Here is a 26,163-nt window from a genome sequence, read left to right as displayed (position 1 = left end):
ACCCCCATGGCCGGTGATGCCAAGAAACTGCAGCCCATCATCATCAAGAAGGTGAAGAAGGGGGGCCATGGTGCGCATGGCGGCGCCTGGAAGATCGCCTACGCCGACTTCGTGACGGCGATGATGGCCTTCTTCCTGTTGATGTGGCTGTTGGGCTCCACGACCGATGGCGACAAGAAGGGGCTGCAGGACTATTTCCAGTCGCCCTTGAAGGTCGCGCTGATGGGCGGCGGCTCCGGGTCCGGCGATTCGTCCTCGGTCATCAAGGGGGGTGGTCAGGACATCAACCGCAGCGGCGGTCAGGTCAAGCGCGGCGACATCGAAGCCGAACGCAAGACCTACCAGCTCCAGGCCCTCAAGGCCAACCAGGCACAGGCCGAGAAGCAGCGCCTGGAGAGCCTGCGCGACCGCGTCAAGGAGGTGGTGTCGAGCTCGCCCGCGCTGGCCGCCTTCAAGTCGCAGATCCGTCTGGACATGACCCGCGACGGGCTGCGCATCCAGATCGTCGACGAGCAGAACCGCCCCATGTTCGACAGCGGTCTGGCCCAGGTGAAACCGTACATGCGCGACATCCTGCACGCCATCGGCAGCGTGCTGGCGGAGGTACCCAACAAGCTCACGCTCGAAGGGCATACCGACGCCCTCCCCTTCTCCGGCGGCGTGGGCGGCTACAGCAACTGGGAGCTGTCGAGCGACCGCGCCAACGCCTCGCGGCGGGAGCTGATCGCTGGCGGCCTGAAGGACGAGCGGGTGCTGCGCGTGCAGGGCCTGTCCGCCAGCGTGCCCTTCGACAAGCGCGACCCCCGGAATCCCGTGAACCGGCGCATCAGCGTCATCGTGATGACCCGCGAGGCCGAGGAACGGTTCTATGAAAGCGACGACGCGCTGACCGTCAACGCGATCCCGGCCGAAGAGGCTGCCTCAAGTCCACCGGCGCCGACCCGATAAACCCGTACACGGCCCATTCACGCTGAAGGATTCGTCATGCCAGCCTGCCCCGATCTCCGCTTTCTCGTCGTCGACGACTTCTCTACCATGCGCCGCATCGTGCGCGGGCTGCTCAAGGAAATGGGCTGCCAGCACATCGAGGAGGCCGAAGACGGTGTCATGGCCCTGCAGGCCTTGCGCAACGGCCGCATCGACTTTGTCGTCAGCGACATCAACATGCCCAACATGGACGGCTTCGAGCTGCTGAGCCAGATCAAGCAAGACCCGACGCTCTGCCACATCCCCGTGCTGATGGTGACCGCCGAAGCCCGCAAGGAAGACATCGTGCGCGCCGCACAGACCGGTGCGGCCGGCTACATCGTCAAGCCCTTCACCAAGGCGACGCTCGAAGAGAAGATCGGCAAGATCATCCAGAAGATGCCCGCGGTCGCCTGAGCCGGAGTCTCTGCCATGACGACCACAGCGCTCCCGGACGCCTCCCCGCACGAAGTCCTTCGACAGATCGGCGAAATGACCCGCAAGCTCCACGACACCATCGGGGAACTGGGGCTGATGCCCGGTCTCCAGGCAGCCACCCAAGCCCTGCCGGATGCCCGCAGCCGCCTGCACTACATCGCCCGCAAAACCTCGGACTCGGCCAACCGGGTACTGAACTCGGTGGACGATGCCAAGCTCGAACACCGGCGCATCAGCGCCGACACGCTGCGGCTGGTCGAGGCCCTGACCGACAGCACGGCCCACGACAACGAGGCCCGTGGCCACCTGCGCGATCTGGTGGAGCACGTGCAGACGTCCACCGACCGCATCGACGAGCACCTGACCAACATCATGATGGCCCAGGACTTCCACGACCTGACCGGCCAGATCATCTCGAAAGTCGTGGTGCTCACGGACGAGCTGGAAACCAGCCTGGTCAAGCTGCTGCTGCAGATCGCCCCGGACCTGCCAGCGGCGCCCGCCAACACCGAACTGCTCGCCGGCCCGGTGATCGATGCGGAAGGCCGCACCGATGTCGTGAACGACCAGGACGAAGTCGACGATCTGCTGGCCCGCATGGGGTTCTGAGACCAGGGGCCTGCGTACACTGCGGCGCTTTCTCACTCTCGCTGACCCAGCCCACAGGCCATGTCCGATCTCCAAGCCAACTTTGCCGCCGCCGTCGCCGACTCGAAGCAACTGCCCGAGCGCCCCGACAACATGACGCTGCTGAAGATCTACGCGCTCTACAAGCAGGCCACCGATGGCGACGCCAGCGGCGAGCGCCCGGGTTTCACTGACTTCGTGGCCCGGGCCAAGTTCGACGCCTGGGCTGCACTGACCGGCACCGACGCCGACGCGGCCCGCCAGGACTACATCGACCTCATCGACTCACTGAAGTGACCCGAGCGCGGCGTCGCGCTCGCCCTTGGGCAGCGCGGCCAGCCGGCGCACTTCGGCATGGAAACGCGGCCAGTCCCGCCCCATCCGCTCGAACAGCCGCTCGAAGGCCAGCACCTGCGCGTTGTAGGCCGCAAGGACACCCAGCCGAGCGTTGTTGACGCCATCGAACCAGGCGTCAAACGCCCGATCTCCGCCCCAGGACGTGTCCCGCCAGCGCGCGTACTCAGTGCGCAACTCGGCCAGCAGCCGCGCCTTCTCCCGGCGTTTGTCGTCGTCGCTGGCGCTGCTGCGGTAGAGCGTGTCCAGCCGCTCGCGGGTGCCCATCGTCAGCGTGCGGAATTCGGCCCGGCGCCGGTCGAGCGACTCGGTGGCACCGAGCTGTTCACTGCGGCCTGCGGATTGCAGCCACTGCCGACTGCCAATCCGCTCCACCGCCGTCGCATAGGACTCGTTGAACGTCGTGTCGCCGTCTGCGTAGGCGACCTGGTGCGACAGCTCGTGGAAGATCAGCCGCGCCAGATCCACCTCCGCGCCGCGCAGGAAGGTGTTGAGCAGCGGATCGGCGAAGACGCTGCCCGGCAACTTGCCCAGCGTCGAATACGCCGGCACGCCGTAGACATTGACCTCCCAGCCCTGCGCCCGCAGCGCGGCGGCCAGTGTCTCGGCCTCGGCCTTGTCGAAGTAGCCGCGGTAACCGACACAGCCCAGCACCGGGAAGCACCACGTCTTCAACTTCAGAGACAACTCGGGCGCGGCCACCACGTTCCACACCGCCGCCGGTCGGCCCAGGTCGGCGTAGCGGCGGTAGCTCGCGTTGTCCGGCAGCGCGAGGTGCTGGCTGGCGTAGTCGCGCAGCGTGCGGCTGAGTTCGAGGCGCTGGCGGACCTCGTCAGGCGTCGCCGGATCGGCCAGCACCTCGTCCACCGGCCGCGCCGCGCCCAACATCCGCAGATGCCCCGCCACCGACTGCCACAGGTAACCCGGCCGCCACGCCGAATCGACATCGTCGGCCGCCGTCGTCGTCGCGCAACCCGACAGCGCCGCCGTCAGCAGCAGCGCCAACGCCAAGGCCCGAACCGCCCTCACCCGGCGGCCTCCACCTCGACCAGCACGTCGTAGAAACACGGCGCCGCGCCGATGTCGGTGAGCCGCTGGTGCGTGACCTCGTTGACGTTGGTGCCGCGCACGCCGAGCTTGCGCCACCAGATGCCAAGCCCGTTGACGACGCCGGGGCGGGCGCGGGTGCTGACGCGGGCGGTGCAGTGGTAGCTGCCGCGGTCGTTGAAGACGCACACGGGCGTGTGGTCGGCCAGGCCGCGGGCGGTGGCGTCGTCGGGGTGGATCTCGACGATCGGCTCGGATTCGATGTCGCGCAGGCTCTTCACGTTGACGAAGGTCGAGTTGAGGAAATTGCGGGCGGGCGGGGAAATCATCGCCAGCGGATACCGCGCCGCCAGCGCAGGCGCCGAGGCCACCGATTCGTAGGGCGGCACATGGTCCGGCAGGCCCAGCCCCGGCACGTCGATCTGCGCCCGCCCGTCCCGCGTCGGGAAGCCGCCCTCGGCGAACGGCGCGTCCGCGATCGGCAGGCTCATCCAGCCGGGCGAGGCTTTCAGCGCCGCGTAGGTCACGGCGCCGCGCAGGGTCTGTTCGGCCATCGCCTCGTCGCTGTCGCCGAAACACGGCTCGTCGAAGCCCATCGCGGCGGCGAGCCGGCGGAAGATCTCCGTGTTCGGCAGCGACTGGCCGAGCGGCGCGATCGCTGGTTCGTTGAGCAGCACGTCGGTGTGGCCGTAGCTGGTGTGGAGGTCGAGGTGTTCGAGCTGCGTCGTCGCGGGCAGCACGTAGTCGGCGTGGTCGGCGGTGTCGGTCAGGAAGTGTTCGAGCACGATGGTGAATAGGTCGTCTCGGGCAAAGCCGCGCATCACCTTCGGCGACTCGGGGGCGACCGCGACCGGGTTGCTGTTGTAGACGATGAGCGCCTCGACCTTCGGGCCGAACGCGGGCGAGGTGTCGCGCAGCAGGTCGTCGCCGATGGTGCTCATGTTCAGCGTGCGCGGGCGACGGCCGGCGAGCAGGTCGGGGCGCTGGCGTGCGGCGTCGTTGCGGACCATGCCGAACCAGCCGGAACTCGACAGCAGCAAGCCCCCGGCCCGGTGCCGCCACGCGCCCGTCAGGCACGGCAGCAGCGCGATCAGCCGCACCGCATTGCCGCCGCCGCGCACGCGCTGCATGCCGTAGTTCAGCCGGATCGCCGCCGGCTGCGTCGTGCCCAGGTCGCGGGCAAGGTCGCGGATCTGCTCGACCGGCAGGCCGCAGACCTCGGCGGCGCGTTCCGGCGGCCACTGCAAGGCGCGTTCACGCAGCGCGGGCCAGCCCTCGACCTGCACATGCGCGTCGATGTACGCCTGGTCCAGCCAGCCGTTCACGACCAGCTCGTGCATCAGCGCCAGCGCCAGTGCGCCGTCCGTGCCGGGCCGCAGCGCGAGGTGGGCGTGGCACTTGTCGGCGGTTTCGGTGCGGCGCGGGTCGATGCAGACGAGCTTGGCGCCGGCGCGTTTGGCCTGCTGCGCGAAGGTCCAGAAGTGCAGGTTCGACGCGATCGAGTGGCTGCCCCAGATGACGATCAGCCGGCTCTCGGCGTAGTGGCGGACGTGCATCCCGACCTTGCCGCCGTAGGTCGCCGCCAGTGCGTCGCCACCCGCCGAGGCGCAGATCGTGCGGTTCAGCAGCGAGGCGCCGAGGCGGTGGAAGAACCGCGCCGCCATGCTCTCGCCTTGCAGCAGGCCCATCGTGCCAGCGTAGCTGTAGGGCAGGATCGCCTCGGGATCGCGGGCGGCGATCGGCTTCAGCCGGGCGGCGATGTCGGCCAGCGCCTCGTCCCAGGTCACGGGGACGAACTGCCCGGCGCCCTTCGGCCCGACGCGCTTCAGCGGCGTCAGCACACGCTCGGGGTGGTAGGTGCGCTCGGCGTAACGCGAGACCTTGGTGCAAAGCGCGCCGTGGGTCGTCACATGCTCGGCGCGGCCCTGGATGCGCACCACGCGCTCGGTGGCGGGGTCCACGCTGACCTGCATCGCGCAGGTATCGGGGCAGTCGTGCGGACAGGCGGCGCGGACGGTGCGCAGGGCCGGGCGGGTGGTTTCGGCGGGGGCGTTCATGCCGGGATGATGGCATGGTCTCCGGGGCTGGCGTAGGCTGCGGTGGCGTGTTCGCACTGGCCGCGCAACCACCCGAGGAGACCCGACTGATGACCACCGCCACCCCCCAGATCTTCGACACCTTCGACACCTTCGACGCCTTCGAGGCCCACGCCCGCGCCCAGGACTTCGACGCCGTGCTGGTGCGCGAATGGGCGCCCGGCACCGACACCGGCCTGCACACGCATCCGTTCGCGGTGCAAGTCCAGGTGGCGCGGGGCGAGTTCGCGCTGGAGGTGGGCGGGACGACGCAGCATCTGCGGGCGGGGGATACCTTCGCGCTGGACGCCGAAGTACCCCACACCGAACGCTATGGTCCGGAGGGCGCGACCTTCTGGGTGGGACGTCGGCACCCGCGCTAGGGGCTGGAGCTCGTGGGCCTCACGGATGTGGCCGATCTGGTGGGGTCTTGCACTTGGCACTTGGCACTTTCAGGCCGGCTCCTGCTGCGTCGTGCAGTGAATCCCGCCCCCGCCGGCCGCGATCCCGTCGATGTTCAACTGCACCACCTCCCGCGTCGGGAACAGCTCCAGCAAGGCGCTCCTGGCATCCGCATCCGCCTTCGCGTCGCCAAACTGCGGTGCGATCACGGCGTCGTTGCAGACGTAGAAATTGACATACCCCGCCGCAAAATCGTTCGACGCCAACCCCGGCCGCACGCTGGTCGGCGCGTTCAGCACCACCACCTTCAGCAACTGCCCCCGCGCATCCCGCGCCGTTTTCAGGATCGCCAGGTGCCGCTTCGTCACCGCGTTGTCGTAGGAGGCCGGGTCGTTGTCCATGTGCGCGATCACCACGCCCGGCGCGGCGAAGCGGGCATAGAAATCGGTGTGGCCGTCGGTGATGTCCTTGCCGACGATACCGGGCAGCCAGATGATCGTCTTCAGCCCCAGCAGCGTCTTGAGCTGCGCCTCGACCGCTGCCTTGGTCCAGCCCGGATTGCGGTTGCGGTTCAGCACGCAGCTCTCGGTGATGATCGCCGTGCCGTGTCCATCGACCTCGATGCCGCCGCCCTCCAGCACCAGCGAAGTCGCCGTCAGCGGCACCCCCGCCGCCTTGGCCACCGCCGCCGAGACGAGCCGGTCCTGGCGCGAGGTCTGCTTGCCGCCCCAGCCGTTGAAGTTGAAGTTCAGCCCGCGCCGCGACCCCGAAGCGTCCTTGACGAACACCGGCCCGGTGTCGCGCATCCACAGGTCGTCCATCGTGGACACGAGCTGCCCCACGCTCGGCCCGCAGGCGCTCGCCGCCAGCGCCTGCTCGCTGCTGCGCACCAGCACCGTCACCGGCTCGAACTGCGCGATGGTGCGGGCGATCAGGCCCAGGTTCGCCCGCGCCACCGGCAGCAGTGCGTTGCCCCAGATCGATGCGCTGGCACCGAACGCCATCCAGGTGCGCTTGTGTGGCATGCCCTCGTCCGGCATCGTCCCCGGCACGGCAGGACGCACCGCCACGGCCTGCGCTTGCGCCAACGGCGCCAGCGGGCCTTCGTCGTCCGCTGCTTCGCTGCCGCCGCAGCCGAACAATCCGCCCATGGCGACTCCCGTGCCGAGGTTCAAGAGGTGACGGCCGAACTGGCGGCGGGTCGGTGTGGTGTTGTCCATGTGATGTTCCCCAGGTGGTTGATGGAAGAATCTTCACATGAATAAAATTGCAGCAAAAGCGACTTTTTCAGGCTTGATCAATGAATGAATCTCATCTGTTGAACGCCCGCCTGCCCTCCTTTCGGCTGTTGTCTGGCTTCGAGGCAGCGGCGCGGCTGGGCAGCTACGTGCTGGCGGCAGACGAGCTGTGCGTGTCGCCATCGGCGGTGAGCCACCAGATCGCGCAGCTCGAAGCACAGCTCGACCAGCCGCTGTTCCGCCGCAAGGGCCGGGGCGTGGAGCTGACCGTCGCGGGGCGCGTGCTGCAGGAAAGCGTGGTGCGCTCGCTGGGCGTCATCCGCGGCGGCCTGCAGCGCATCGGCAGCTATTTCGACGAGGGGCTGGTCACGCTGGTCTGCCCCGCGCCGGTCGCGCATGGCTGGCTGCAACCGCGGCTCGACGCGCTGATCGCCGCGCTGCCCGGCCTGTGCCCGGTGGTGTCGGTGGACGAGACCGCGCGTTACATCGACGAACTCGACGTGGACATCGCCATCAGCCGCCGGCCGCTCGACCAGCCCGGCGTGCGCGAGGTGGCGCTGATGGCGGATGCGCTGGTGGCCGTGGGCGTGCCGGCGCTGGTCGAGTCGGTCGAGCGTGGCGGGAAGGCCGAGCTGCTCTGCCTGGAAAGCGACATGACCGGCGACCTCACCGGGCAGGTGCTGCGCGAGCGGTTCGGCGGGCTGCGGCGGCGGGTGATCTACGACGATCCGAGGCTGCTGCTGGACGCCGTGCTGCGTGGGCGCGGGGTGGCGCTGGTGTCGCGGCTGCTGGCGGACGAGGCGCTGACTCTGGGGCGCTTGGTGCGGTTGCCGGGGCATGAACCGGTGCCGGCCGGGACGCTGTGGATCTCGTGCATCGACGGGGTGCCGCGCTCGCCGCTGGTGACCGGGTTGTTCGAGGGTGTGCGGCAAGCCGCGCTGCCCATGGATGGGCCAGCCGCATTACCATGAAGCCATGAACGCCCCCGATCTCGCGCCCCTCGTCGCCCTGCGCCGCGACATCCACGCCCATCCCGAACTCTGCTTCGAGGAGGTCCGCACCGCCGACGTGATCGCTGAGGCGCTCGCCGGCTGGGGCATCCCGGTCCACCGCGGCTTGGGCAAGACCGGCGTCGTCGGCATCGTCAAGGGCACGGCGGGCGAGTCACCCCGCGCCCTCGGCCTGCGCGCCGACATGGACGCGCTGCCGATGACCGAGCACAACACCTTCGCCCACGCCAGCCGCCACCCCGGCAAGATGCACGCCTGCGGCCACGACGGCCATGTGGCGATGCTGCTGGCAGCCGCGCAGCAGCTCGCCCGGCAGCGCGACACCTTCGCCGGCACGGTCTATCTCGTTTTCCAGCCCGCGGAGGAAGGCGGCGGCGGTGCCCGCGAGATGATCAGCGATGGCCTGTTCACGCAGTTCCCGATGGACGCGATCTTCGGCATGCACAACTGGCCGGGGATGCGCGCCGGGGACTTCGCCATCTGCAGCGGGCCGACGATGGCGTCGAGCAACGAGTTCCGCATCACCATCACCGGCAAGGGCTCGCACGCCGCGCTGCCGCACAACGGCATCGACCCGGTGCCGGTGGCCTGCCAGATGGTGCAGGCCTTCCAGACCATCGTGACGCGCAACAAGAAGCCGACCGACGCCGCCGTCATCTCCGTGACGATGATCCACGCGGGCGAGGCCACCAACGTCGTGCCCGACCACTGCGAGATCCAGGGCACGGTGCGGACCTTCACGCTTGAAGTACTCGACCTGATCGAACACCGGATGCGCGAGATCGCCACGCACACGGCCGCGGCGTTTGGCGCAACGGCGCAGTTCGAGTTCCACCGCAACTACCCGCCGACGATCAACCACCGCGCCGAAGCCGAGTTCGTCCGCGAGACGATGCGCGCCGTGGCTGGGGACGCGCGCACCCACGAGTTCGAGCCGACGATGGGGGCGGAGGATTTCAGCTTTTTCCTGCAGGCCAAGCCAGGCGCCTATTTCGTCATCGGCAATGGCGACGGCGACCACCGGGCGCAGGGGCATGGTCTCGGGCCTTGCAATCTGCACAACCCGAATTACGACTTCAACGATGGGCTGATTCCGCAGGGGGCGGCGCTGTGGGTGGCGCTGGCGCGGCGGTGGCTGGCGCGTTGAGCCGGGTGTCCAGGGCAAAGCGTTCCTCGTGCCGGAGCCGGAAACGACCGGCAGCGGCCTCGACGTGGATGAGCAGGTTCCAGGACCGTGCGCTCACGACGCTGGGGACCACGACCAGCGCGTGCCGATCAAGCAGCGCATCACCAAAACGCTGCTGACCCACGCTGACCGTGCCGGGACTGAGCCAGTGCGGGTTGGGCACATCGTCCGGCTGCACGACATGCACGCCGGCTGGATCGACCTCCAGCGACAGCAGCGTGTGCGGCACGGTGTCGAGCACGTGGAAGCCTTTGTGTACGGCCACCTCGACCACCGTGGTGGACGGGTCCAGCGAGGCATACAGCACCCGCCGCCCCCGCGACGACCAGCGCCCGCCCACGAGATACGCCCCTTCCGCAGACTGCCAGGTGGTGCGATACCGTGTGCGTTCGAGACGCCAGGCCACCAGACCACGCCCACCCAGTGCAGCAGGCAGCGGTGCCATCTGCACGCCCGGCACCATCACGCGTACACGCCGTAGTCCATGCGTACCAGCAGCGTCTTCACCAGCTCGGTGCCCTCGGAGGTCTGAAGCAGCTCGATGGGACGGCGAAGGTCCAGCCCACTGGCCGGAGTGACCAGCCAGTGCTCCGCCTCTGCACGCGACCCCAGCACGTCCACGGCCTGCTCCAGCACCGTGGCCAGTCGCAGGGTGCGGTCGCTGGCGTTCACGTCCAGCCGCTTGTCCGGTGTCTTGCCCCGCTGCAAGGTGCGCTCGCTGATGCCCACTGCCTTGAGCACCAGATCATGCGTGACCTCGGTGAACGAGTCCATGAAGCCCTTGGCGTTGAGCACCGGAACCCCCAGCGTCACCATGTCATGCCGCTGCAGCGGGCTGAGATCGCCCAGTGTCGCCAGCCCGAAGGGCATGGCTGGCGCAGAGGGTGGGCGCCGCTTGCCAGCGCCTGTCTTGGGGAGTTGGGCGATCGATGACATATGGCGGAAATTTTACGCCAACTGTCGCCATCTGCAAGCCCCAATGCCCCTCGGTCGAGATCACCCGTGCAGACGAGCATGTCCGTTTCTGGTCAACATTGGTCCCACTGCGACCGGACAGTCGAGCCAACACCCATGAAGATGGCCCCTGTCCTCAACGTCTGTCTGGAATCCATCATGTCCCGAATCGACACCCCCCGCCACCCGACCGCCCTGCTCCTGATCGACGCGCAGCAGTCCTTCCGCGCCCGCCCCTACTGGACTGAAACCGACGCCCCGGCCTGGCTCGCCGCGACGAACCGCCTCGTCGCCGGCTGCGCGGCGCGCGGCATCCCGGTCGTGCAGGTCTTCCACACCGACGGCCCGGACACGCCCGACAACCCGTTCGCCCCTGTCAGCGGCCTGATCCGCCCGATCGACGGACTCGCCCCGTTCGACGCCGCGCTGCGCATCGAGAAGCACCGCCACAGCGCACTGGTCGGCACCGGGCTGGGCGTCTGGCTGCATGAACACGGCGTGCAGCGGCTGGTCATCGCGGGCATCCGCACGGAGCAGTGCTGCGAGACGACCACTCGCCACGCGAGCGACGAAGGCTGGACGGTGGACTATGTGACCGAGGCGACGCTGACCTTCGACATGACCACGCCGGCCGGCGACACACTGACAGCCGCGCAACTCCGCGAGCGCACAGAGACCGTGCTGGCGGGGCGCTTCGCGACGATCCGCACGGTGGACGAGGTGCTCGCCTGAGCCGATGCGTGAGCCTGTGGCCATGATCGACGTGCTCTTCCTCGTGCTGCCTGACACGCTGCTGCTGGACATCGCCGGGCCGGCCGAGGCGTTCCGGCTGGCCAACCAGGCGCTGCGACGGCGTGGACAGCCGGATGCCTTTCATCTGCGCTATGCCGGGCCGCAGGCACAGGCGGGGTCGTCGGTCGGTCTGCTGCTGGCCGGGCTGGAGCCGATGCCAACGGCGTTCGAACGGCCGACCTGGGTCGTGCTGCTCGGGCGACCCGGCGACGCGCCGGAGGTCATCGGGCGCGGTGGTCCGTGGATGGACACGCGGCACTGGCTGGCACAGACCGTCGCGCCACGGCTGGCGCCATCCGGCGCAACGGCGGGCGCGGTGCGGCTGTTGACGGTGTGCAGCGGCGCGCTGCTGGCGGCAGACGCCGGCCTGCTCGCCGGGCGGCAGGTGACGACGCACCATGAATTGCTCGACGATCTGCAGGCGCACGCACCCACCGCACGCGTACAGGCCAACCGCGTCTTCGTCGATGACGGCGCCGTGCTGACCAGCGCGGGGGTCACGGCGGGCATCGATCTGGCACTGCACGGCATCGCGCAGGTCTGCGGCGAGGTGATCGCGGCGGCGGTGGCCCAGGTGATGGTGGTCTTCGCCCGGCGCGGCGTGCAGGCGCCGCAGGCCTCGGCGCTGCTCGCCCACCGCGACCACCTGCACCCGGCGATCCACCGTGTGCAGGACGCTGTCAGCGCAACGCCGGCCGAACCGTGGGACAGTGGTCGCATGGCCGCCGTGGCGCATGTGACCGAGCGGCACCTGGCGCGGCTGTTCCGCTTGCACGCGGGCTTGTCGCCGCGGGCCTATGTGGAGCAGGTGCGCGCAGCGCTGGCCGGGCAGGCGCTGGCACAGGGACGCGCCGAGCGGCAGGCGGTGGAGCTGGCGGGGTTCTCGACAGCTCGGCAGATGCGGCAGGCGCTGGGCAGACACCCACCGCCGGCCTGACGCAAGCTCAACCCAGCAAGCGTTTCAGCAACGCCGCCGTCGAGCCATCCAGCCCCGCCGTGTCGCCCGTGGCGAAACGCGGCAGCAACTGGCTGCACAGCGCCTTGCCCAGCTCCACGCCCCACTGGTCGAAGCTGTTGATGCGCCACAGCGCGCCGCTGGTGAAGACGCGGTGCTCGTACAGCGCGATCAGCGCACCCACCGCGGCGGGTGTCAGGCGGTCGATCACCAGCGTCGTGCTCGGTCGGTTGCCGGGGAAGGTGCGGTGGCGGGCCACGGTCAGCGCATCGAGCGACTTCGACGCCGTCGGTGCGGTTTCGCCGATGGCCTCGTCGGTGGCCTTGCCGAGCATCAGTGCCTGGCTCTGCGCGAGGCAGTTGGCGAGCAGCTTGTGGTGCTGGTCGGCCAGACCGGCGCGCACGCCGTCAGGCAGGCCCGATCCGCCATCCGCCCGAGCCGCGTCGTAGCACGGCGTCTTCACGGCGATGAACTCGACCGGGATCACGTCCGTGCCCTGGTGCAGCATCTGGAAGTAGGCATGCTGGCCGTTGGTGCCGGCCTCGCCCCAGACGACCGGCGACGTGCCAAAGGGCAGCGGCTGGCCGTCCAGATCGACGCACTTGCCGTTGGACTCCATCTCCAGTTGCTGCAGGTAGGCCGGCAGCCGGCGCAGGCCTTGGTGGTAGGGCGCCACCGAGCGGCTGGTGTAGCCGTGGAAGTTGCGGTACCAGACGTCGAGCAGGCCGAGCTGGATCGGCAGGTTCTGCTCCAGCGGCGCCTCGGCGAAATGGCGGTCCATCGCGTGCGCGCCGGCCAGCAGTGCGCGGAAGTGTTCCGCGCCAATCGCCAGCGCAATCGGCAGGCCGATCGCGCTCCACAGCGAGTAGCGCCCGCCCACCCAATCCCAGAAGCCGAAGGTCGTCGTGATGCCGAACTTCGCCGCTGCCGCCACGTTGGTGGTGGTCGCCGCGAAGTGTTTCGCGATCGCCGCCTCGCCGCCCTCGCCGTAACCCGCCAGGAACCAGGCGCGGGCCACTTCGGCGTTGGCCATCGTCTCCTGCGTCGTGAAGGTCTTGGAGGCGACGATGACCAGCGTCTCCCGCGGGTCCAGGCCGCGCAGCACCGGGACGATGTCGTGGCCGTCGACGTTGGAGACGAAGTGCAGCTTCAGCCCGCGGTGCGCGAAGGCGTCGAGCGCCGGCACGACCATCTGCGGCCCCAGATCCGAACCACCGATGCCGATGTTGACGACGTGGCGGATGCCGCTGGTCGCCGTGTCGCGCACCTGCTCGACGTAGGCCAGCAGCCGGTCGAGCACATCATGCACATCGTCACTGAACGGCGCCGCACCACGCGGGGCGCGCAGCGCGGTGTGCAGCACGGCGCGGCCTTCAGTGTGGTTGATCGGCTCGCCGGCCAGCATCGCGTCGCGCCGGGCTTCGATCCGGCACTCGCGGGCCAGCGCCAGCAGCAGGCCGCGTGTCTCGGTGTCCCAGTGGTTCTTCGACAGGTCGGCGAACACCTCGGGGGCATTCAGCGAGAACGCCTCGGCGCGCTGGGCGTCGTTGGCGAAGGCGGGGCGCAGGTCGAAGCTGCGGCCGCTCTGGGTGAACTGCGCGGTCAGCGCGGTCCAGGCGGCGGTCTGGTCGCAACGCGGGGCTTGCATGGTCGGTCTCCTCGGTCGAACGGGACAGTGACAGTGACAGAGATGGGGGTTACAGCGACAGGATCATCTGGTCGAGCTTGCCGGCATCGACCGCGAAGCCGCGGATGCCTTCGGCGAGCTTCTCGGTGCCCATCGCGTCCTCGTTGAGGGCGTAGCGGAACGAGGCTTCGTTGTACGACACGGCATGGACCGGCGCGTCCTTGGCCGCGGCCGGGTCGAGCGCACGCACGATCGGCGCTTCACTGGCCTGGAGTTGCGCCAGCAGGTCCGGGCTGATCGTCAGCAGGTCGCAGCCGGCCAGTGCGGTGATCTGGCCAACGTTGCGAAAGCTGGCGCCCATCACCTCGGTGTCGATGCCGAACTTCTTGTAGTAGGTGTAGATCTGGCTGACCGACAGCACGCCGGGGTCGTTCGCGCCGGCCATCGCGGCTTCGTCCCATTTCGCGCCGGCTGACTTCTTGTACCAGTCGTAGATCCGGCCAACGAATGGCGAGATGAGCTGCACGCCGGCTTCCCCGCAAGCCACTGCCTGGCAGAACGAAAACAGCAGCGTCAGGTTGCAGTGGATGCCTTCGCGCTCCAGGATGCGAGCGGCCTGGATGCCCTCCCAGGTCGAGGCGATCTTGATCAGCACGCGGTTGCGACCGATGCCGGCGGCTTCGTAGAGGTCGATGATGCGGTGCGCACGCGCCACGTTGGCGGCGGTGTCGAAGCTCAGGCGGGCATCGACTTCGGTGGACACGCGGCCCGGCACCACTTTCAGGATCTCCAGCCCGAAGCGCACCAGCACCTGGTCCACGACCTCGTCGAGTGGCAGCCCGCGGTGCACGGCGACCGTCTCGGCCAGCAGCGGCGCGTAGTCGGGCTGCTGCACGGCCTTCAGGATCAGCGAGGGGTTGGTCGTCGCATCCTGCGGGGCAAACTGGGCGAGCTGCTTGAAGTTGCCGGTGTCGGCGACGACGGTGGTGAACTGCTTGAGTTGGTCGAGCTGGTGCATGGCGTGGGGTCCGTTCAAGGCAATCCGTGATTAGAACCCGAGTCCGCGGCGGTCGCCGTACAAGCCGGTCACGTCACCGTTCAGCGGCACAGACAGCGGCGCACGATTGACCTTGCGAAGAAACTGGTGCATCATCTTTTATGAAACTGGGTTACAACACCTTCGCACCAACCTCCTTTTATTCCAGAGGCATTGCATGTCCTTCGATCTCGTCTTCTTCGGTGGCACTGGCGACCTGACGTGGCGCAAACTGATGCCCGCGCTGTTCCAGGCGTTCCGCCACGGCAAGCTGCCGGTGGGGGGGCGCATCCTCGCCGTGGCCCGCGACGAGCGCAGCGACGAGGCGTACCGCGCCTTCATCAAGGAGCGGTTCAGCGAGGTCGAAAGCTCCAAGCGCCCCACCGACGAAGAGTTCGCCCGCTTCGCCGAGCTGCTGCACTACCGGCGCATGGACCTGTCGCACCCGGAGGACTACGCCGGCCTGAAGCAGTGGATCGATGCACGCGGCGCCGACACGACCGTGCTCTATCTGGCGACCAGCCCGCACCTGTTCCCGGTGATCTGCGAACAGCTTGGCGCGGCCGGGCTGAATGCACCGCATGTGCGTGTCGTGCTGGAAAAGCCGCTCGGCCATGACCTGAAGAGCGCGCAGGAGATCAACCGCGCCGTGCGTTCGGTGTTCCGCGAGGAACAAGCGTTCCGCATCGACCATTACCTCGGCAAGCCTTCGGTGCAGAACCTGATGGCGCTGCGCTTCGGCAACGCGCTGTTCGAGCCACTGTGGCGCCGCGAGAGCATCGCCAACATCCAGATCACGCTGGCGGAGTCGCTGGGCGTGGGCACGCGGGGTGATTTCTACGACCGCACGGGCGCGCTGCGCGACATGGTGCAGAACCACGCGCTGCAACTGCTGACGATGATCGCGATGGAGCCGCCCTCGACCAGCGACGCCGACGCGATCCGCGACGAGAAGCTCAAGGTGCTGAAGTCGCTCAAGCCGTTCACGGCGGAATCGGTGGTGCGCGACGTGATCCGCGGCCAGTACCGGGCGGGCACGGCGGACGGTCAGGCGGTGCCGGGCTACCAGCAGGAAGTCAAGGTGCCGGAAGGGAGCCACTGCGAAACGTTTGTCGCGCTGCGCACCGAAGTGCAGAACTGGCGCTGGGCGGGTGTGCCCTTCTACCTGCGCACCGGCAAGCGGCTGGCTTCCCGCGAGGCCCAGATCGTCGTGAACTTCCGGCCTGTGCCGCACCCGATCTTCCCAGGGTCGCAGCGGGCCAACAAGCTGGTGATCAAACTGCAGCCGGAAGACGGGCTGGAGCTGCACCTGCTGGCGGCCAAGGGCAGCGGCACCAGCGACACGCTCGCCCCGGTGTCGCTGGATCTGGACTTCGACAAGGCGTTTGCGGCCGAGCGGGTGGGTGCCTACGAGCGCCTGCTGCTGGACGCGATCGCCGGCCGGCTGAACCTGTTCGTGCGCAGCGATGAGCAGGAACAGGCGTGGCGCTGGGTCGAGCCGATCCTGGACGCCTGGGAACGCGAGCGCAGCAGTGGCGGCGAAGGCCCGCGGGGCTATGCAGCGGGCAGTTGGGGACCGGCAGCCGCCAGCGCCCTGGTCGCCCGGGACGGATTCGCCTGGAGTGAGGAACAGTGAAGTGAACACCTCGTCATCGTCCTTGCCCCCGATGCTGGACCGCATCCGCGCCTCGTTGCCGGCCCTGTCGCCGGCCGAACAGCGTGTGGGCAAACTCGTGCTGGCGGATGCGCGCAGCTTCGCCAGTCTGCCGGTGGCCGAACTGGCCGAGCGCTCGCACGTCAGCAAACCGACGGTGGTGCGCTTCTGCCGCAGCATTGGCTATGACGGTCTGGCCGACTTCAAGCTCAAGCTTGCCGGCACGGTGAACGAAGGCGTGCCCTTCGTGCACCGCTCGGTGGACGAGGACGACAAGCCGGCCGATCTGGTCGTGAAGGTGATCGACAACGCGGTCAGCGCCCTGCTGAAGTACCGCAACGACGCCACCGCACACGCCTTTGACCGCGCCATCGAGGCCCTGACCGAGGCCGCCCGCGCGAAGCGCCGCATCGAGTTCTACGGCGTCGGCAACTCCGGCATCGTGGCGCACGATGCGGAGCACAAGTTCTTCCGGCTGGGTGTCCACGCGGTCGCCTACAACGACGCGCATGTGCAGGTGATGGCGGCGACGATGGTCGGGCCGGGCGACTGCGTGGTGGTGATCTCGAACTCTGGCCGCAGCCGCGACCTGCTGGATGCACTGGAGATTGCGCGCCGCAAGGGGGCGACCACGATCGTCATCACGGCGAGTGGATCACCCTTGGCGCACCAGGCGCAGATCCTGCTGAGTGTGGACCACCCCGAGGACTACGACCGCTACAGCCCGATGGTCAGCCGGCTGCTGCACCTGACGGTGATCGACATCCTGACGACGGGGGTGGCGCTCAAGCTCGGCCCCGAGCTGCGGCCGATGCTGCAGGAAATCAAGAAGAACCTGCGCGCCAAGCGCTATGCGGCGCCCTGAGTCCCGAGTGCGACCAGCTCGCTGACGCCGTAGAGGCGCGCGAGTTCGGTCAGTCGCGGCGGCATGCCGATCAAACGACAGGCGCGCCCTGCCGTCGCTGCACGCCGGTGCAAGCCCACCAGCACACCGAGTGCGCTCGAATCGAACTGCGCCAGCGCACTGGCATCGACCTCGACCACGGCCGGGCCACTCGGTTGACCGGACAACTCGGCGCCCAGTGTGTCCAGCACGCTGCGTGCCTCGCGCAGCGTGATCCGTTCAGGCAGTCGCAGCGTGGCCATGGCGCTTTGCCTCAGCTCTTGGCGGCCGCAGCCTTGTTCTTCTCGGCGAGCTTGGCAATCAGGCCGTCGATGCCCGACGCCGAGATTTCCTGCGCGAAGCTGGCGCGGTAGGTCTCGACCAGCCAGACGCCCAGCACATTGACGTCGTAGATCTTCCAGCCGTCGCCGGACTTCTCCAGGCGGTAGTCGAGCTGGATCGGCTCGCCCTTGCCCTTGATCTCGGAGCGCACCAGGACCTCGGTGTCCTCCGGCTTGGCACGCAGTGGCTTGAGTTCGACCGTCTGGTCACGCACTTGCGTCAGTGCGCCCGCATAGGTGCGCACCAGCAAGGTCTTGAACTCTTCCTGAAGGCGCTTCTGCTGCTCGGGCGTGGCCTGACGCCAGTAGCGGCCGACCGACGACGAGGTCATGCGCTGGAAGTCGACCCCAGGCAGGATCTTGGCATCCACCAGCGCCAGGATGCGCTTGGTGTCACCGGCCTGAATGGCCTTGTCGGCCTTGACCGCCTCGATCACCTCACCCGAGATCTGCTTGATCCAGGCGTCCGGTGCGGTCTGTGCGTGGGCGACGGCGGTGGCCAGCACCAGGGCGGCGGAGGCAATCAGCGAGGTCCAACGGCTCTTCAACATGGAGTTCCTTTCAACAACCACCCAGAGTCGGGCGGCCGATCTTCAACGTTCGACGGCCCTGTCCGGTTGTCAGCGAGCCTTGGATGCCGCAGCAGCAGGGGCCGCAGGCGCAGACATTTCGTCGGTCTCTTCTTCATCGGGCGGGTTGCCATCGTAGACGAGGCTGCGGCGGCGCTGCAGATAGGCATTGCGCACGAACGCGTACTTGTCCAGCGCGATGTCGTCGATCAGGCTCGTGGCAGATAGCAGCCCTGCCCGGGTGCTGACGAGACGAATGCCGGTCATCGTGTTGCGGGTCAGCGAGACGGACACCAGCGCCTCTGGCGTGGCTTTCATGTCCACAGGCAGGCCGATCGAATCGCGCACAGTGGACGGACCCAGGATCGGCCAGACGATGTAGGCCCCGTTGGGCACACCCCAGCGTCCCAGCGTCTGGCCGAAGTCTTCGCCGTGGCGCTCGAAGCCAAGTTCGGTGGCAATGTCCATCACGCCGGCAAAGCCAAAGACAGTGTTGGTGCCGAAGCGCATCACATCGCTGAAACCATCGGCGAAGCGGCCCTGCAGGAACAGGTTCACCGCCGACCAAGCGTCTTTGACGTTGCCGAAGAAGTTCGACACCATCAGTTGCACTGGCGTCGGCAGGACCGTCTGGTAGACCTGCGCTGCCGGTTTGAGCACGGCCGCATCGACGGCTTCGTTGAAGGCGAACACCTTGCGGTTCATTGGCTCCAGCGGATCGGGTCGCTGCGCCGTCGCACAGCCGACCAGCAGGGCCGCGCTGCACAACAGCGCCGCAGCGGCCGGCCTCACGGCTTGCCGGCCGGCGCGTTGCTCGCGTCGGCCGCCTTGTTGAACAGGAACTGGCTGATCAGCGTCTCCAGCACCACCGCCGACTGCGTCTGCGTCACCACGTCACCCGCCACCAGCGTCTTGTCGGACGCACCCGGCTCGATGCCCAGGTACTGCTCGCCCAGCAGGCCGGCGGTGAGAATCTTGATCGAGCTGTCCTTGGGGAAGGCGAAGCGCTGCTCCATCTCCATCTCCACCGTCGCCTGGAAGGACTTGTCGTCGAAGCTGATGCGCGTGACCCGGCCGACCACGACACCGGCGCTCTTGACCGCAGCGCGCGCCTTCAGGCCGCCGATGTTGTCGAAACGCGCCGAAACGCGGTACACCGGCTCGAACGACAGGCTCAGCAGGTTGCCGGCCTTCAGCGCCAGAAACAGCAGCGCCGCAGCGCCGACGACGACGAACAGGCCCACCCAGAAGTCTTGACGGGATTTCTGCATGTGGTTTTCCTCTGCTACGAATTCAGATTCAGATCGAGAACATCAGCGCGGTGAGAACAAAGTCCAGCGCGAGCACCGCCAGCGAGGACATCACCACCGTGCGGGTCGTTGCGCGCGCCACGCCTTCGGGCGTCGGCTGGCAGAAATAGCCTTGCAGCAACGCCACGAAGGTCACGGTCAGGCCGAAGACCATGCTCTTGATGACACCGTTGCCGACGTCCTTGAACACATCGACGCCGCCCTGCATCTGCGACCAGAATGCACCGGAATCGACACCGATGAGCACCACACCGACGGCCCAGCCACCGACGATGCCCACCGCGCTGAACACCGCCGCCAGCAGTGGCATGGCGATCAGTCCGCCCAGAAAGCGCGGCGCCAGCACGCGCTGCACCGGGTCGACCGCCATCATCTCCATGGCAGCCAGCTGCTCGCCGGACTTCATCAGGCCGATCTCGGCGGTCAGCGCCGTGCCGGCCCGGCCAGCGAAGAGCAGCGCCGTCACCACCGGCCCGAGTTCGCGCACCAGCGACAGCGCCACCAGCAGTCCGAGGGCTTCGGACGAGCCGTAGCGCTGCAGCGTGTAGTAGCCCTGCAGCCCAAGCACGAAGCCGACAAACAGGCCCGACACCGAAATGATCGCCAGCGAGTAGTTGCCCAGGAAAAAGATCTGGTCGGACACGAGCCGGAACCGTGCCAGCGCCACGGGCACCAGCGCCAGCAACCGGCCCATCAAGCGGGTCGCCTCGCCGATGTCTGCCAGACCGCGGCGCACCGAGCAGCCAACGCGTGACAGCAGGTCCACCGCGCCGCTCACCGCGCACCTCCGTGCAGCCCGAAGTCATCGCCGACCTCGGCCGCCGGATAGTGGAATCGCACCGGACCGTCCGGCGCCGCATCCACGAACTGGCGCACCAGCGGATCGTCGGTCCGGCGCAATTCGTCGGGTGTGCCCTGCGCGGCGATGCCTCCATTGGCGATGAAGACCACGTGGTCGGCAATCGAGAAGGTTTCGTCCACGTCGTGCGAGACGACGATGCTGGTCACGCCGAGCGCATCGTTCAGTTCGCGGATCAGCCGCGCTGCCACGCCCATCGAGATCGGATCCAGACCGGCAAACGGCTCGTCGTACATGATCAGCTCCGGGTCGAGCGCAATCGCGCGCGCCAACGCCACGCGTCGGCTCATGCCGCCCGAGATCTGGCTCGGCATCAAGTCCCGTGCGCCGCGCAGCCCCACAGCGTTGAGCTTCATCAGCACCAGGTCGCGGACCATGGTTTCGGACAGGTCCGTGTGCTCGCGCAGCGGAAATGCCACGTTGTCGAACACCGACAGGTCGGTGAACAGCGCACCGAACTGGAACAGCATGCCCATGCGCCGGCGCATGGCCATCAGACCGGCCCGGTCCAGCCCGGCGACATCCGTGCCATCGAACAGCACCTGCCCGGACATGACACCCAGTTGCCGGCCAATCAGGCGCAGCACGGTTGTCTTGCCGCCTCCCGAAGTGCCCATGAAGGCCACCACCGACCCGCGAGGAACGGTCAGGTTGACGTCCTTCAGGATGGTGCGGTCCCCATAACCGCAGGTCACACCACGCAACTCAACGAGTGGCGACGTGGCTGCAGGAGCAAGCGGTGCAGGGTGAGATGCTGGTGGCACGAGGACAAGCGCGAACGGTTACGGGAGCCGCGGATGCCCGCGGTGCTGCCAGCGATGATAGGGGAAAGCTCGGGGATTGGTTTGAAGAAGCGTTGAGCTACACACGGCAACCTGCAACGACAAAGCCGCCCGAAGGCGGCTTTGCATGCGGCAGAGCGTATCCGCTCAGGCCGAAAAGCTTGATCCGCAACCGCAGGTCGTCGTGGCGTTTGGGTTCTGGATCACGAACTGGGAGCCTTGCAGATCTTCCTTGTAGTCGATCTTGGCGCCAGTGAGGTATTGCAGGCTCATCGCGTCGATCAGCAGCGTCACGCCGTTCTTGTGCATGGCGGTGTCGTCGTCGTTCACGATCTCGTCGAAGGTGAATCCGTACTGGAAACCCGAGCACCCGCCACCCTGCACGAACACGCGCAGCTTCAGATCGGGATTTCCTTCTTCGGCGACCAGATCCGCCACCTTCGCAGCCGCGCTGTCGGTGAAGATGATCGGGGCGGGCATGTCGAATTCAGGGGTGTCGAGAATTTCGGCAACGGCGCTCATGGCGACTCCAGTTAGCGTTCGTACAGTGGGCTATTTACTTGTCATTGCCCGTGGCCAGCAACTTCAGAGAAGGCTTGTCCTCCAGGGCAACCGATCCGACGCTCTTGCTGAACGCGCCGGAAGTGCCGGAGGAGATGCGGTGCAAAGCGCCTTCGATGGTAGCACCCTGGTGCATTTCGAGTGACTCGTAGACCACATCGCCCTGGATATGCGCCTTCGGCTGCAGTTCAAGCAGGTGGTTGGATTCCACCGGACCAATCACGGTTCCGTTGATGATGACATGGCCCGCCTTGACCGTGCCGGTGACCTTGGCTTTCTCGCTGATCACCAGGATGCTGGTGTCGTTGGCACTGGCGATCACGTCACCCTGGATCTCGCCATCAATGCGCAGGCCGTCGCTGAAGCGCAGCGTGCCCTGGATGACGGTGCCTTCGCCGATCAGGCTGCGGATGGCGGGCTGTTTCTTGGAGCCGAACATGGAATGTTGTCCTGAATGAAAAAAGGTTGTCCGCGGTGGCGGGGTTCACATCCGGGCCACTTCAGATGCCTGCAGTTTCCCTGCGACATCCAGCACCTTGATTTCCAATTGTTTTACCACGGCACCAGCAGGCAGGTCGATGGTGCCTTCCATGCGTTGGTACTGTTTCATCTCGATCGACTGCCCGACCTTGTTGAGCGTCTGCGTCCAGGGACGGCCCTCTTGCGTGCCCGTGAGGGTCAGTTCGTAGCGGCCCTTGAATTCGCCCGATCGGCCCACCGCCTGCATCAGCAATGCCTGATAGCGCAGATGCCCCGGTCGGTCCAGGGTCGCTTGCAAGCCCCGCAAGGCCAGTGGTTTACCGTTGTCCTGCGCGGGCATCAGCTTCTCGAAAAAACCCAGATCACGGGTCAGCGCGAGGTTTTCGGCCTCCAGTGATTTGACACGTGCCGCGAGGCTCTCCTGCGTAGTCTGTGCGGCCTTGAGCAAGCTGTCAGCCGTATTGGCAACCGATACAGCCCGGTCGTGCTCTTCGCGCATGCGAGTGGTCTCTTCCCGCAGGGCCACCAGCTCGGTATGGGCATCACGGTCCAGGCCTGTGATTTCCTTGCCGAACTCGAAGGCCCACAACGCCAGCGCAGCGGAGCAGCCCATCATCAGCGCCAGGAGGAGCCAACGCAGCGGCCACGGCATCCGGCTGCGGACCGTGACGCGCGGCGCGCTCACCGACCAGCGTCGGCGCAGAAGTTTCCATCGCATAGCTTGGGCAGTCTCGATACGAGCCGACGCATCCGTTGTGGAAAGTGACACACTTTCCGGACGATACACCAACAAAAAGGGCCACCCTGAGGTGACCCTTGTTCGCGGAGCGCCGTCGCGCCCGTTGAATCGCCAAGATCGGTTGGATCAGCGCTTGCTGAACTGCTTCCTGCGACGAGCGCCGTGCAGACCGACCTTCTTCCGCTCGACTTCACGCGCATCGCGCGTCACGAAGCCGGCGTGGCTCAGTTCCGGCTTGAGCGTCGCGTCGTAGTCGATCAGGGCGCGGGTCACACCGTGGCGCACCGCACCGGCTTGACCGGACTCGCCGCCACCGTGGACGTTGACCTTGATGTCGAAGGTTTCGACATTGTTCGTCAGGAACAGCGGTTGCTTGACGATCATGATCGAGGTCTGACGGCCGAAGTACTCGTCGACCGACTTGCCATTGACCGTGATCAGGCCGGAGCCCTTCTTGATGAAGACACGCGCGACCGACGACTTGCGGCGGCCCGTGCCATAGTTCCAATCACCAATCATGTCGGCTCCTTAGAGGTCCAGCGTCTTGGGCTGCTGAGCGGTGTGCGGGTGTTCGCCACCGGCATAGACCTTCAGCTTCTTGATCATCGCGTAGCCCAGCGGACCCTTCGGGAGCATGCCCTTGACGGCCTTCTCGATGGCGCGGCCAGGATGCTTGGCCTGCATGTCCTTGAACTTGGTGCCGTAGATACCGCCCGGATGACCCGAGTGACGGTAGTACACCTTCTGTTCGGCCTTGTTGCCGGTCACACGGATCTTGTCCGCATTGACGATGACGATGTAGTCACCGGTATCCACGTGAGGCGTGTAGATTGCCTTGTGCTTGCCGCGCAGGCGGAGGGCGACTTCGCTGGCCACCCGTCCGAGAATCTTGTCTGTCGCGTCAATCACAAACCACTCATGCACGACTTCGGCCGGCTTGGCGCTGAAAGTCTTCATGGCAAATCTCTTTGCAGTTCGGTTTGCTGGCTGCTGTCGAAGCCCTCGGCGCTGCTTGTGAGTGCAGCCTCTCGGGTCTTCGTGGATGTTGACCATCCCTTTGTCCGCGCAGCCGTGGGCGGAAAAGCCCACGACTGTAGCACACCACGGCGCATCCACCGTGGCAGCGGATCAGTTGCCGCTCGGTACCTTGCCTTCGACGCCCTTGACGTAGAAGTTGATGCCCGACATGAACTTGTCGTCGGCAACCGCATCCTTCTTCAGGATCTCCTTGCCGTCCTGGCCGACGATCGGACCTTTCCAGATCACGAAGCTGCCATCCGTCAGGCCCGCCTTGACCTTGGCCAGCTTGTCCTTGACCTCGGCGGGCACCTTGTCGGAGATGGACACGATGTCGATCGCGCCTTCCTTGACGCCCCACCACACGCCGCCGGTCGCCCAGGTGCCGTCCAGCGCGTCCTTGACGGCCTTCTTGTAGTACGGCGCCCAGTTGATGACAGCCGACGCCAGGTGCGAATTCGGGCCGAACTTGCTCATGTCCGAGTCCCAGCCGAACGCGTACTTGCCCTTTTCCTCGGCCTTCTGCAGCACGGCGCTGGAGTCGGTGTTCTGGAACAGCACGTCCGCGCCACCCGAGATCAGGCTGCCGGCGCCCTCGCCTTCCTTCAGCGGATCGAACCACTTGTTGACCCAGACGACCTTGGTCTTGTTCTTCGGGTTCACGCTTTGGGCGCCGAGGGTGAACGAGTTGATGTTGCGGATCACCTCGGGAATGGGGATCGAGCCGACCACGCCCAGCGTGTTGGACTTGGTCATCGAGCCGGCGATCACGCCCGCCATGTACGCGCCCTCGTAGGTACGGCTGTCGTAGGTGCGCATGTTCGGCGCCGACTTGTAGCCGGTGGCATGCTCGAACTTCACGTCGGCGGTGTCGGCGGCGACCTTGAGCATCGGCTCCATGTAGCCGAAGGTGGTGCCGAAGATCAGCTTGTTGCCCTGGCCGACGAGGTCGCGCATCACGCGCTCGGCGTCAGCCGATTCGGGGACGTTTTCGACAAACGAGGTGACGATCTTGTCGCCGAACTCGGCCTCGACCGCCTTGCGGGCGTTGTCGTGGGCGAAGGTCCAGCCGGCATCGCCCACCGGGCCGACGTAGGCGAAGGCGACCTTGAGCGGCTCGGCCTTCTTCGGGGCTTCGGCGACAGGCGCGGAAGCGGGGGCAGCAGCAGGCGCCGCTTCTTCCTTCTTGCCACAGCCGACCAGCGCGGCGGTGGCGGCCAGCGCGGCCCAGCCGGAGGCCCGGATCAGGGTACGTTTCGAGAGCTTGGACATGGTTTCTCCTTCGTCAGTCAATCAGAGGGTGAACTACGCAACGGAACGGCGGATTATCAGGTCCGCTCACGAACCCGGGAAGAACGGCTTCCCGATCGACGCCGGTATGTTGGCCCGGATCCACGCCGGGTTCCGCGAGATCAGCACCAGCACGGCGATCGTGGCGACATACGGCAGTGCGGTGAGCAACTGGCTGGGCAGTTCGACCCCTTCGCCCTGCAGGTGGAACTGCAGCATCGTCACGCCGCCGAACAGGTAGGCGCCCAGCAAGACCCGCGCCGGCCGCCACGTCGCGAACGTCGTCAGCGCCAGCGCGATCCAGCCCTTGCCGGCCGTCATGCCCTCGACCCACAGCGGCGTGTAGATCACCGACAGGTAGGCGCCCGCGACCCCGCACAGTGCCCCGCCCGCCATCACCGCGGCCAGCCGGATGCGCCGCACCGGATAGCCCAGCGCATGCGCCGACTCGGGCGATTCACCGACGGCGCGCAGCACGAGGCCCGCCCGCGAGCGGTAGAGGAACCACACCAGCCCGAACATCAGCGCGATCGTCAGGTAGACCATCGGGTGCTGCTTGAAGAACGCCGGGCCGATGACGGGGAGGTCGGACAGCACGGGGAGGTCGAAGTGCGGCCGCTCGGCGAGTTTTTCCTGCGTGTAGCGGATGCCCACAAACGCCGAGAAACCGCCGCCGAACAGGCTCAGCGCAAGGCCGGTGGCGTACTGGTTGGTGTTGAGCCAGATCACCAGCACGCCGAACATCGCGGCCATCACCGCCCCCGCCCCTGCCCCCGCGGCGAAGGCCAGCCAGTCGTTGCCGGTGTGCACCGAGGTGGCAAACCCGGCGATGGCCGCCACCAGCATCATCCCCTCGGCACCCAGGTTGAGCACGCCGGCCCGCTCGTTGATCAGCAGGCCGAGGCCGGCGATGGCCAGCACCGTGCCCGCATTCAGCGACGCGGCCACCAGCAAGGCGTATTCGTTCATCC

General features: G+C 67.1%; 31 protein-coding genes. 11 read left to right on the top strand and 20 right to left on the bottom strand.

Annotated features, from left to right (window positions below; translation table 11 throughout):
• Positions 1–6: 6 nt before the first annotated feature.
• From motB to RMP06_RS10255, 4 genes are read left to right on the top strand one after another with little or no spacing between them, the layout of a single operon-like run.
• Complete coding sequence (gene motB, locus RMP06_RS10270) at positions 7–948, top strand: flagellar motor protein MotB (RefSeq protein WP_310461679.1); 942 nt, start codon at positions 7–9, stop codon at positions 946–948.
• 36 nt (positions 949–984) lie between these two features.
• Positions 985–1,383, top strand: a complete 399-nt coding sequence (gene cheY, locus RMP06_RS10265; protein ID WP_310461678.1) for a chemotaxis response regulator CheY — start codon at positions 985–987, stop codon at positions 1,381–1,383.
• Positions 1,384–1,398: 15 nt separating this feature from the next.
• Positions 1,399–2,013, top strand: coding sequence for a protein phosphatase CheZ (locus RMP06_RS10260; RefSeq protein WP_310461677.1), 615 nt, complete (start codon positions 1,399–1,401; stop codon positions 2,011–2,013).
• A 60-nt stretch (positions 2,014–2,073) separates the two neighbouring features.
• Positions 2,074–2,328: an acyl-CoA-binding protein gene (locus RMP06_RS10255; RefSeq protein WP_310461676.1), complete on the top strand. Its 255-nt coding sequence runs from the start codon at positions 2,074–2,076 to the stop codon at positions 2,326–2,328.
• Here RMP06_RS10255 and RMP06_RS10250 read toward each other — a convergent pair.
• A complete protein-coding gene (locus tag RMP06_RS10250; protein ID WP_310461675.1) occupies positions 2,317–3,414 on the bottom strand; it encodes an aminopeptidase in 1,098 nt (365 codons plus the stop codon). The genes RMP06_RS10255 and RMP06_RS10250 overlap by 12 nt on opposite strands.
• Positions 3,411–5,489, bottom strand: coding sequence for a molybdopterin-containing oxidoreductase family protein (locus RMP06_RS10245; protein ID WP_310461674.1), 2,079 nt, complete (start codon positions 5,487–5,489; stop codon positions 3,411–3,413). The genes RMP06_RS10250 and RMP06_RS10245 overlap by 4 nt, the downstream gene beginning before the upstream one ends.
• 89 nt (positions 5,490–5,578) lie before the next feature.
• Here RMP06_RS10245 and RMP06_RS10240 point away from each other — a divergent pair, with 89 nt between their 5' ends.
• Positions 5,579–5,890: a cupin domain-containing protein gene (locus RMP06_RS10240; RefSeq protein ID WP_310461673.1), complete on the top strand. Its 312-nt coding sequence runs from the start codon at positions 5,579–5,581 to the stop codon at positions 5,888–5,890.
• Positions 5,891–5,959: 69 nt separating this feature from the next.
• Here RMP06_RS10240 and RMP06_RS10235 read toward each other — a convergent pair whose 3' ends face one another.
• Positions 5,960–7,129 carry an agmatine deiminase family protein gene (locus tag RMP06_RS10235; protein ID WP_310461672.1) on the bottom strand — a complete coding sequence of 390 codons (1,170 nt, stop codon included), beginning with the start codon at positions 7,127–7,129 and terminating at the stop codon, positions 5,960–5,962.
• Positions 7,130–7,209: 80 nt separating this feature from the next.
• On the opposite strand from RMP06_RS10235, the gene RMP06_RS10230 reads away from it, so the two are divergent.
• Together RMP06_RS10230 and RMP06_RS10225 are read left to right on the top strand one after the other, a co-directional pair.
• Positions 7,210–8,118, top strand: a complete 909-nt coding sequence (locus tag RMP06_RS10230) for a LysR family transcriptional regulator (RefSeq protein WP_310461671.1) — start codon at positions 7,210–7,212, stop codon at positions 8,116–8,118.
• 4 nt (positions 8,119–8,122) lie between these two features.
• Positions 8,123–9,304 carry a M20 aminoacylase family protein gene (locus RMP06_RS10225; protein ID WP_310461670.1) on the top strand — a complete coding sequence of 394 codons (1,182 nt, stop codon included), beginning with the start codon at positions 8,123–8,125 and terminating at the stop codon, positions 9,302–9,304.
• On the opposite strand, the gene RMP06_RS10220 is transcribed toward RMP06_RS10225, so the two are convergent.
• Positions 9,234–9,806, bottom strand: a complete 573-nt coding sequence (locus RMP06_RS10220) for an RES family NAD+ phosphorylase (RefSeq protein WP_310461716.1) — start codon at positions 9,804–9,806, stop codon at positions 9,234–9,236. The two genes, RMP06_RS10225 and RMP06_RS10220, sit on opposite strands and share 71 nt — an antisense overlap.
• Complete coding sequence (gene parS, locus RMP06_RS10215; protein WP_310461669.1) at positions 9,806–10,279, bottom strand: type II RES/Xre toxin-antitoxin system antitoxin; 474 nt, start codon at positions 10,277–10,279, stop codon at positions 9,806–9,808. Before parS ends, RMP06_RS10220 begins: the two co-directional genes overlap by 1 nt.
• A gap of 177 nt (positions 10,280–10,456) precedes the next feature.
• Between parS and RMP06_RS10210 the strand changes: the two genes are divergently transcribed.
• Together RMP06_RS10210 and RMP06_RS10205 are read left to right on the top strand one after the other, a co-directional pair.
• Positions 10,457–11,029 carry an isochorismatase family protein gene (locus RMP06_RS10210; protein WP_310461668.1) on the top strand — a complete coding sequence of 191 codons (573 nt, stop codon included), beginning with the start codon at positions 10,457–10,459 and terminating at the stop codon, positions 11,027–11,029.
• Between the two features lie 22 nt (positions 11,030–11,051).
• The gene (locus RMP06_RS10205) at positions 11,052–12,026 is read left to right on the top strand and encodes a GlxA family transcriptional regulator (RefSeq protein WP_310461667.1); all 975 of its coding nucleotides are present in this window, start codon (positions 11,052–11,054) and stop codon (positions 12,024–12,026) included.
• Between the two features lie 7 nt (positions 12,027–12,033).
• Here the strand turns inward: RMP06_RS10205 and pgi are convergent, their stop codons facing one another.
• Positions 12,034–13,692: a glucose-6-phosphate isomerase gene (pgi, locus tag RMP06_RS10200; RefSeq protein ID WP_310461666.1), complete on the bottom strand. Its 1,659-nt coding sequence runs from the start codon at positions 13,690–13,692 to the stop codon at positions 12,034–12,036.
• Positions 13,693–13,741: 49 nt separating this feature from the next.
• Positions 13,742–14,689 (bottom strand): transaldolase, encoded by a 948-nt coding sequence (gene tal, locus RMP06_RS10195; protein ID WP_310461665.1) that lies wholly within the window; start codon positions 14,687–14,689, stop codon positions 13,742–13,744.
• Positions 14,690–14,885: 196 nt separating this feature from the next.
• On the opposite strand from tal, the gene zwf reads away from it, so the two are divergent.
• Positions 14,886–16,343: a glucose-6-phosphate dehydrogenase gene (zwf, locus tag RMP06_RS10190; RefSeq protein ID WP_310461664.1), complete on the top strand. Its 1,458-nt coding sequence runs from the start codon at positions 14,886–14,888 to the stop codon at positions 16,341–16,343.
• A 31-nt stretch (positions 16,344–16,374) separates the two neighbouring features.
• Entirely contained in the window at positions 16,375–17,226 is an 852-nt protein-coding gene (locus RMP06_RS10185) for a MurR/RpiR family transcriptional regulator (RefSeq protein ID WP_310461715.1), read from the top strand.
• Here RMP06_RS10185 and RMP06_RS10180 read toward each other — a convergent pair.
• The 13 genes from RMP06_RS10180 to RMP06_RS10120 form a co-directional block, all read right to left on the bottom strand.
• The gene (locus tag RMP06_RS10180; RefSeq protein ID WP_310461663.1) at positions 17,211–17,507 is read right to left on the bottom strand and encodes an STAS domain-containing protein; all 297 of its coding nucleotides are present in this window, start codon (positions 17,505–17,507) and stop codon (positions 17,211–17,213) included. The two genes, RMP06_RS10185 and RMP06_RS10180, sit on opposite strands and share 16 nt — an antisense overlap.
• Positions 17,508–17,518: 11 nt before the next feature.
• Positions 17,519–18,136, bottom strand: coding sequence for an MlaC/ttg2D family ABC transporter substrate-binding protein (locus RMP06_RS10175; protein ID WP_310461662.1), 618 nt, complete (start codon positions 18,134–18,136; stop codon positions 17,519–17,521).
• 69 nt (positions 18,137–18,205) lie between these two features.
• Positions 18,206–18,946, bottom strand: coding sequence for an MlaA family lipoprotein (locus RMP06_RS10170; protein ID WP_310461661.1), 741 nt, complete (start codon positions 18,944–18,946; stop codon positions 18,206–18,208).
• The gene (mlaD, locus tag RMP06_RS10165) at positions 18,943–19,425 is read right to left on the bottom strand and encodes an outer membrane lipid asymmetry maintenance protein MlaD (protein WP_310461660.1); all 483 of its coding nucleotides are present in this window, start codon (positions 19,423–19,425) and stop codon (positions 18,943–18,945) included. The genes RMP06_RS10170 and mlaD overlap by 4 nt, the downstream gene beginning before the upstream one ends.
• Positions 19,426–19,453: 28 nt before the next feature.
• Positions 19,454–20,242: a lipid asymmetry maintenance ABC transporter permease subunit MlaE gene (gene mlaE / locus RMP06_RS10160; protein ID WP_409050144.1), complete on the bottom strand. Its 789-nt coding sequence runs from the start codon at positions 20,240–20,242 to the stop codon at positions 19,454–19,456.
• Positions 20,239–21,087 (bottom strand): ABC transporter ATP-binding protein, encoded by an 849-nt coding sequence (locus RMP06_RS10155; RefSeq protein WP_310461659.1) that lies wholly within the window; start codon positions 21,085–21,087, stop codon positions 20,239–20,241. Before RMP06_RS10155 ends, mlaE begins: the two co-directional genes overlap by 4 nt.
• A 165-nt stretch (positions 21,088–21,252) precedes the next feature.
• Complete coding sequence (gene erpA, locus RMP06_RS10150; RefSeq protein WP_294000367.1) at positions 21,253–21,627, bottom strand: iron-sulfur cluster insertion protein ErpA; 375 nt, start codon at positions 21,625–21,627, stop codon at positions 21,253–21,255.
• Positions 21,628–21,661: 34 nt separating this feature from the next.
• The gene (locus RMP06_RS10145) at positions 21,662–22,105 is read right to left on the bottom strand and encodes a bactofilin family protein (RefSeq protein WP_310461658.1); all 444 of its coding nucleotides are present in this window, start codon (positions 22,103–22,105) and stop codon (positions 21,662–21,664) included.
• Positions 22,106–22,150: 45 nt separating this feature from the next.
• Positions 22,151–22,864 carry a DUF6776 family protein gene (locus RMP06_RS10140; RefSeq protein ID WP_310461657.1) on the bottom strand — a complete coding sequence of 238 codons (714 nt, stop codon included), beginning with the start codon at positions 22,862–22,864 and terminating at the stop codon, positions 22,151–22,153.
• A 147-nt stretch (positions 22,865–23,011) separates the two neighbouring features.
• Complete coding sequence (gene rpsI / locus RMP06_RS10135) at positions 23,012–23,404, bottom strand: 30S ribosomal protein S9 (protein ID WP_310461656.1); 393 nt, start codon at positions 23,402–23,404, stop codon at positions 23,012–23,014.
• A gap of 9 nt (positions 23,405–23,413) precedes the next feature.
• Positions 23,414–23,842, bottom strand: a complete 429-nt coding sequence (gene rplM / locus RMP06_RS10130; protein WP_310461655.1) for a 50S ribosomal protein L13 — start codon at positions 23,840–23,842, stop codon at positions 23,414–23,416.
• A 171-nt stretch (positions 23,843–24,013) separates the two neighbouring features.
• On the bottom strand, positions 24,014–25,174 hold the full coding sequence (locus RMP06_RS10125; RefSeq protein ID WP_310461654.1) for a BMP family ABC transporter substrate-binding protein: 1,161 nt from the start codon (positions 25,172–25,174) through the stop codon (positions 24,014–24,016).
• Positions 25,175–25,240: 66 nt separating this feature from the next.
• On the bottom strand, positions 25,241–26,161 hold the full coding sequence (locus RMP06_RS10120) for an ABC transporter permease (RefSeq protein WP_310461713.1): 921 nt from the start codon (positions 26,159–26,161) through the stop codon (positions 25,241–25,243).
• Positions 26,162–26,163 lie beyond the last annotated feature (2 nt).

The sequence above is a fragment of the Sphaerotilus sp. genome (assembly GCF_031429695.1).
In the GTDB taxonomy this organism is placed as follows: Bacteria; Pseudomonadota; Gammaproteobacteria; order Burkholderiales; family Burkholderiaceae_C; genus Sphaerotilus.
This window is presented reverse-complemented; position numbering and strand designations above follow the sequence as displayed.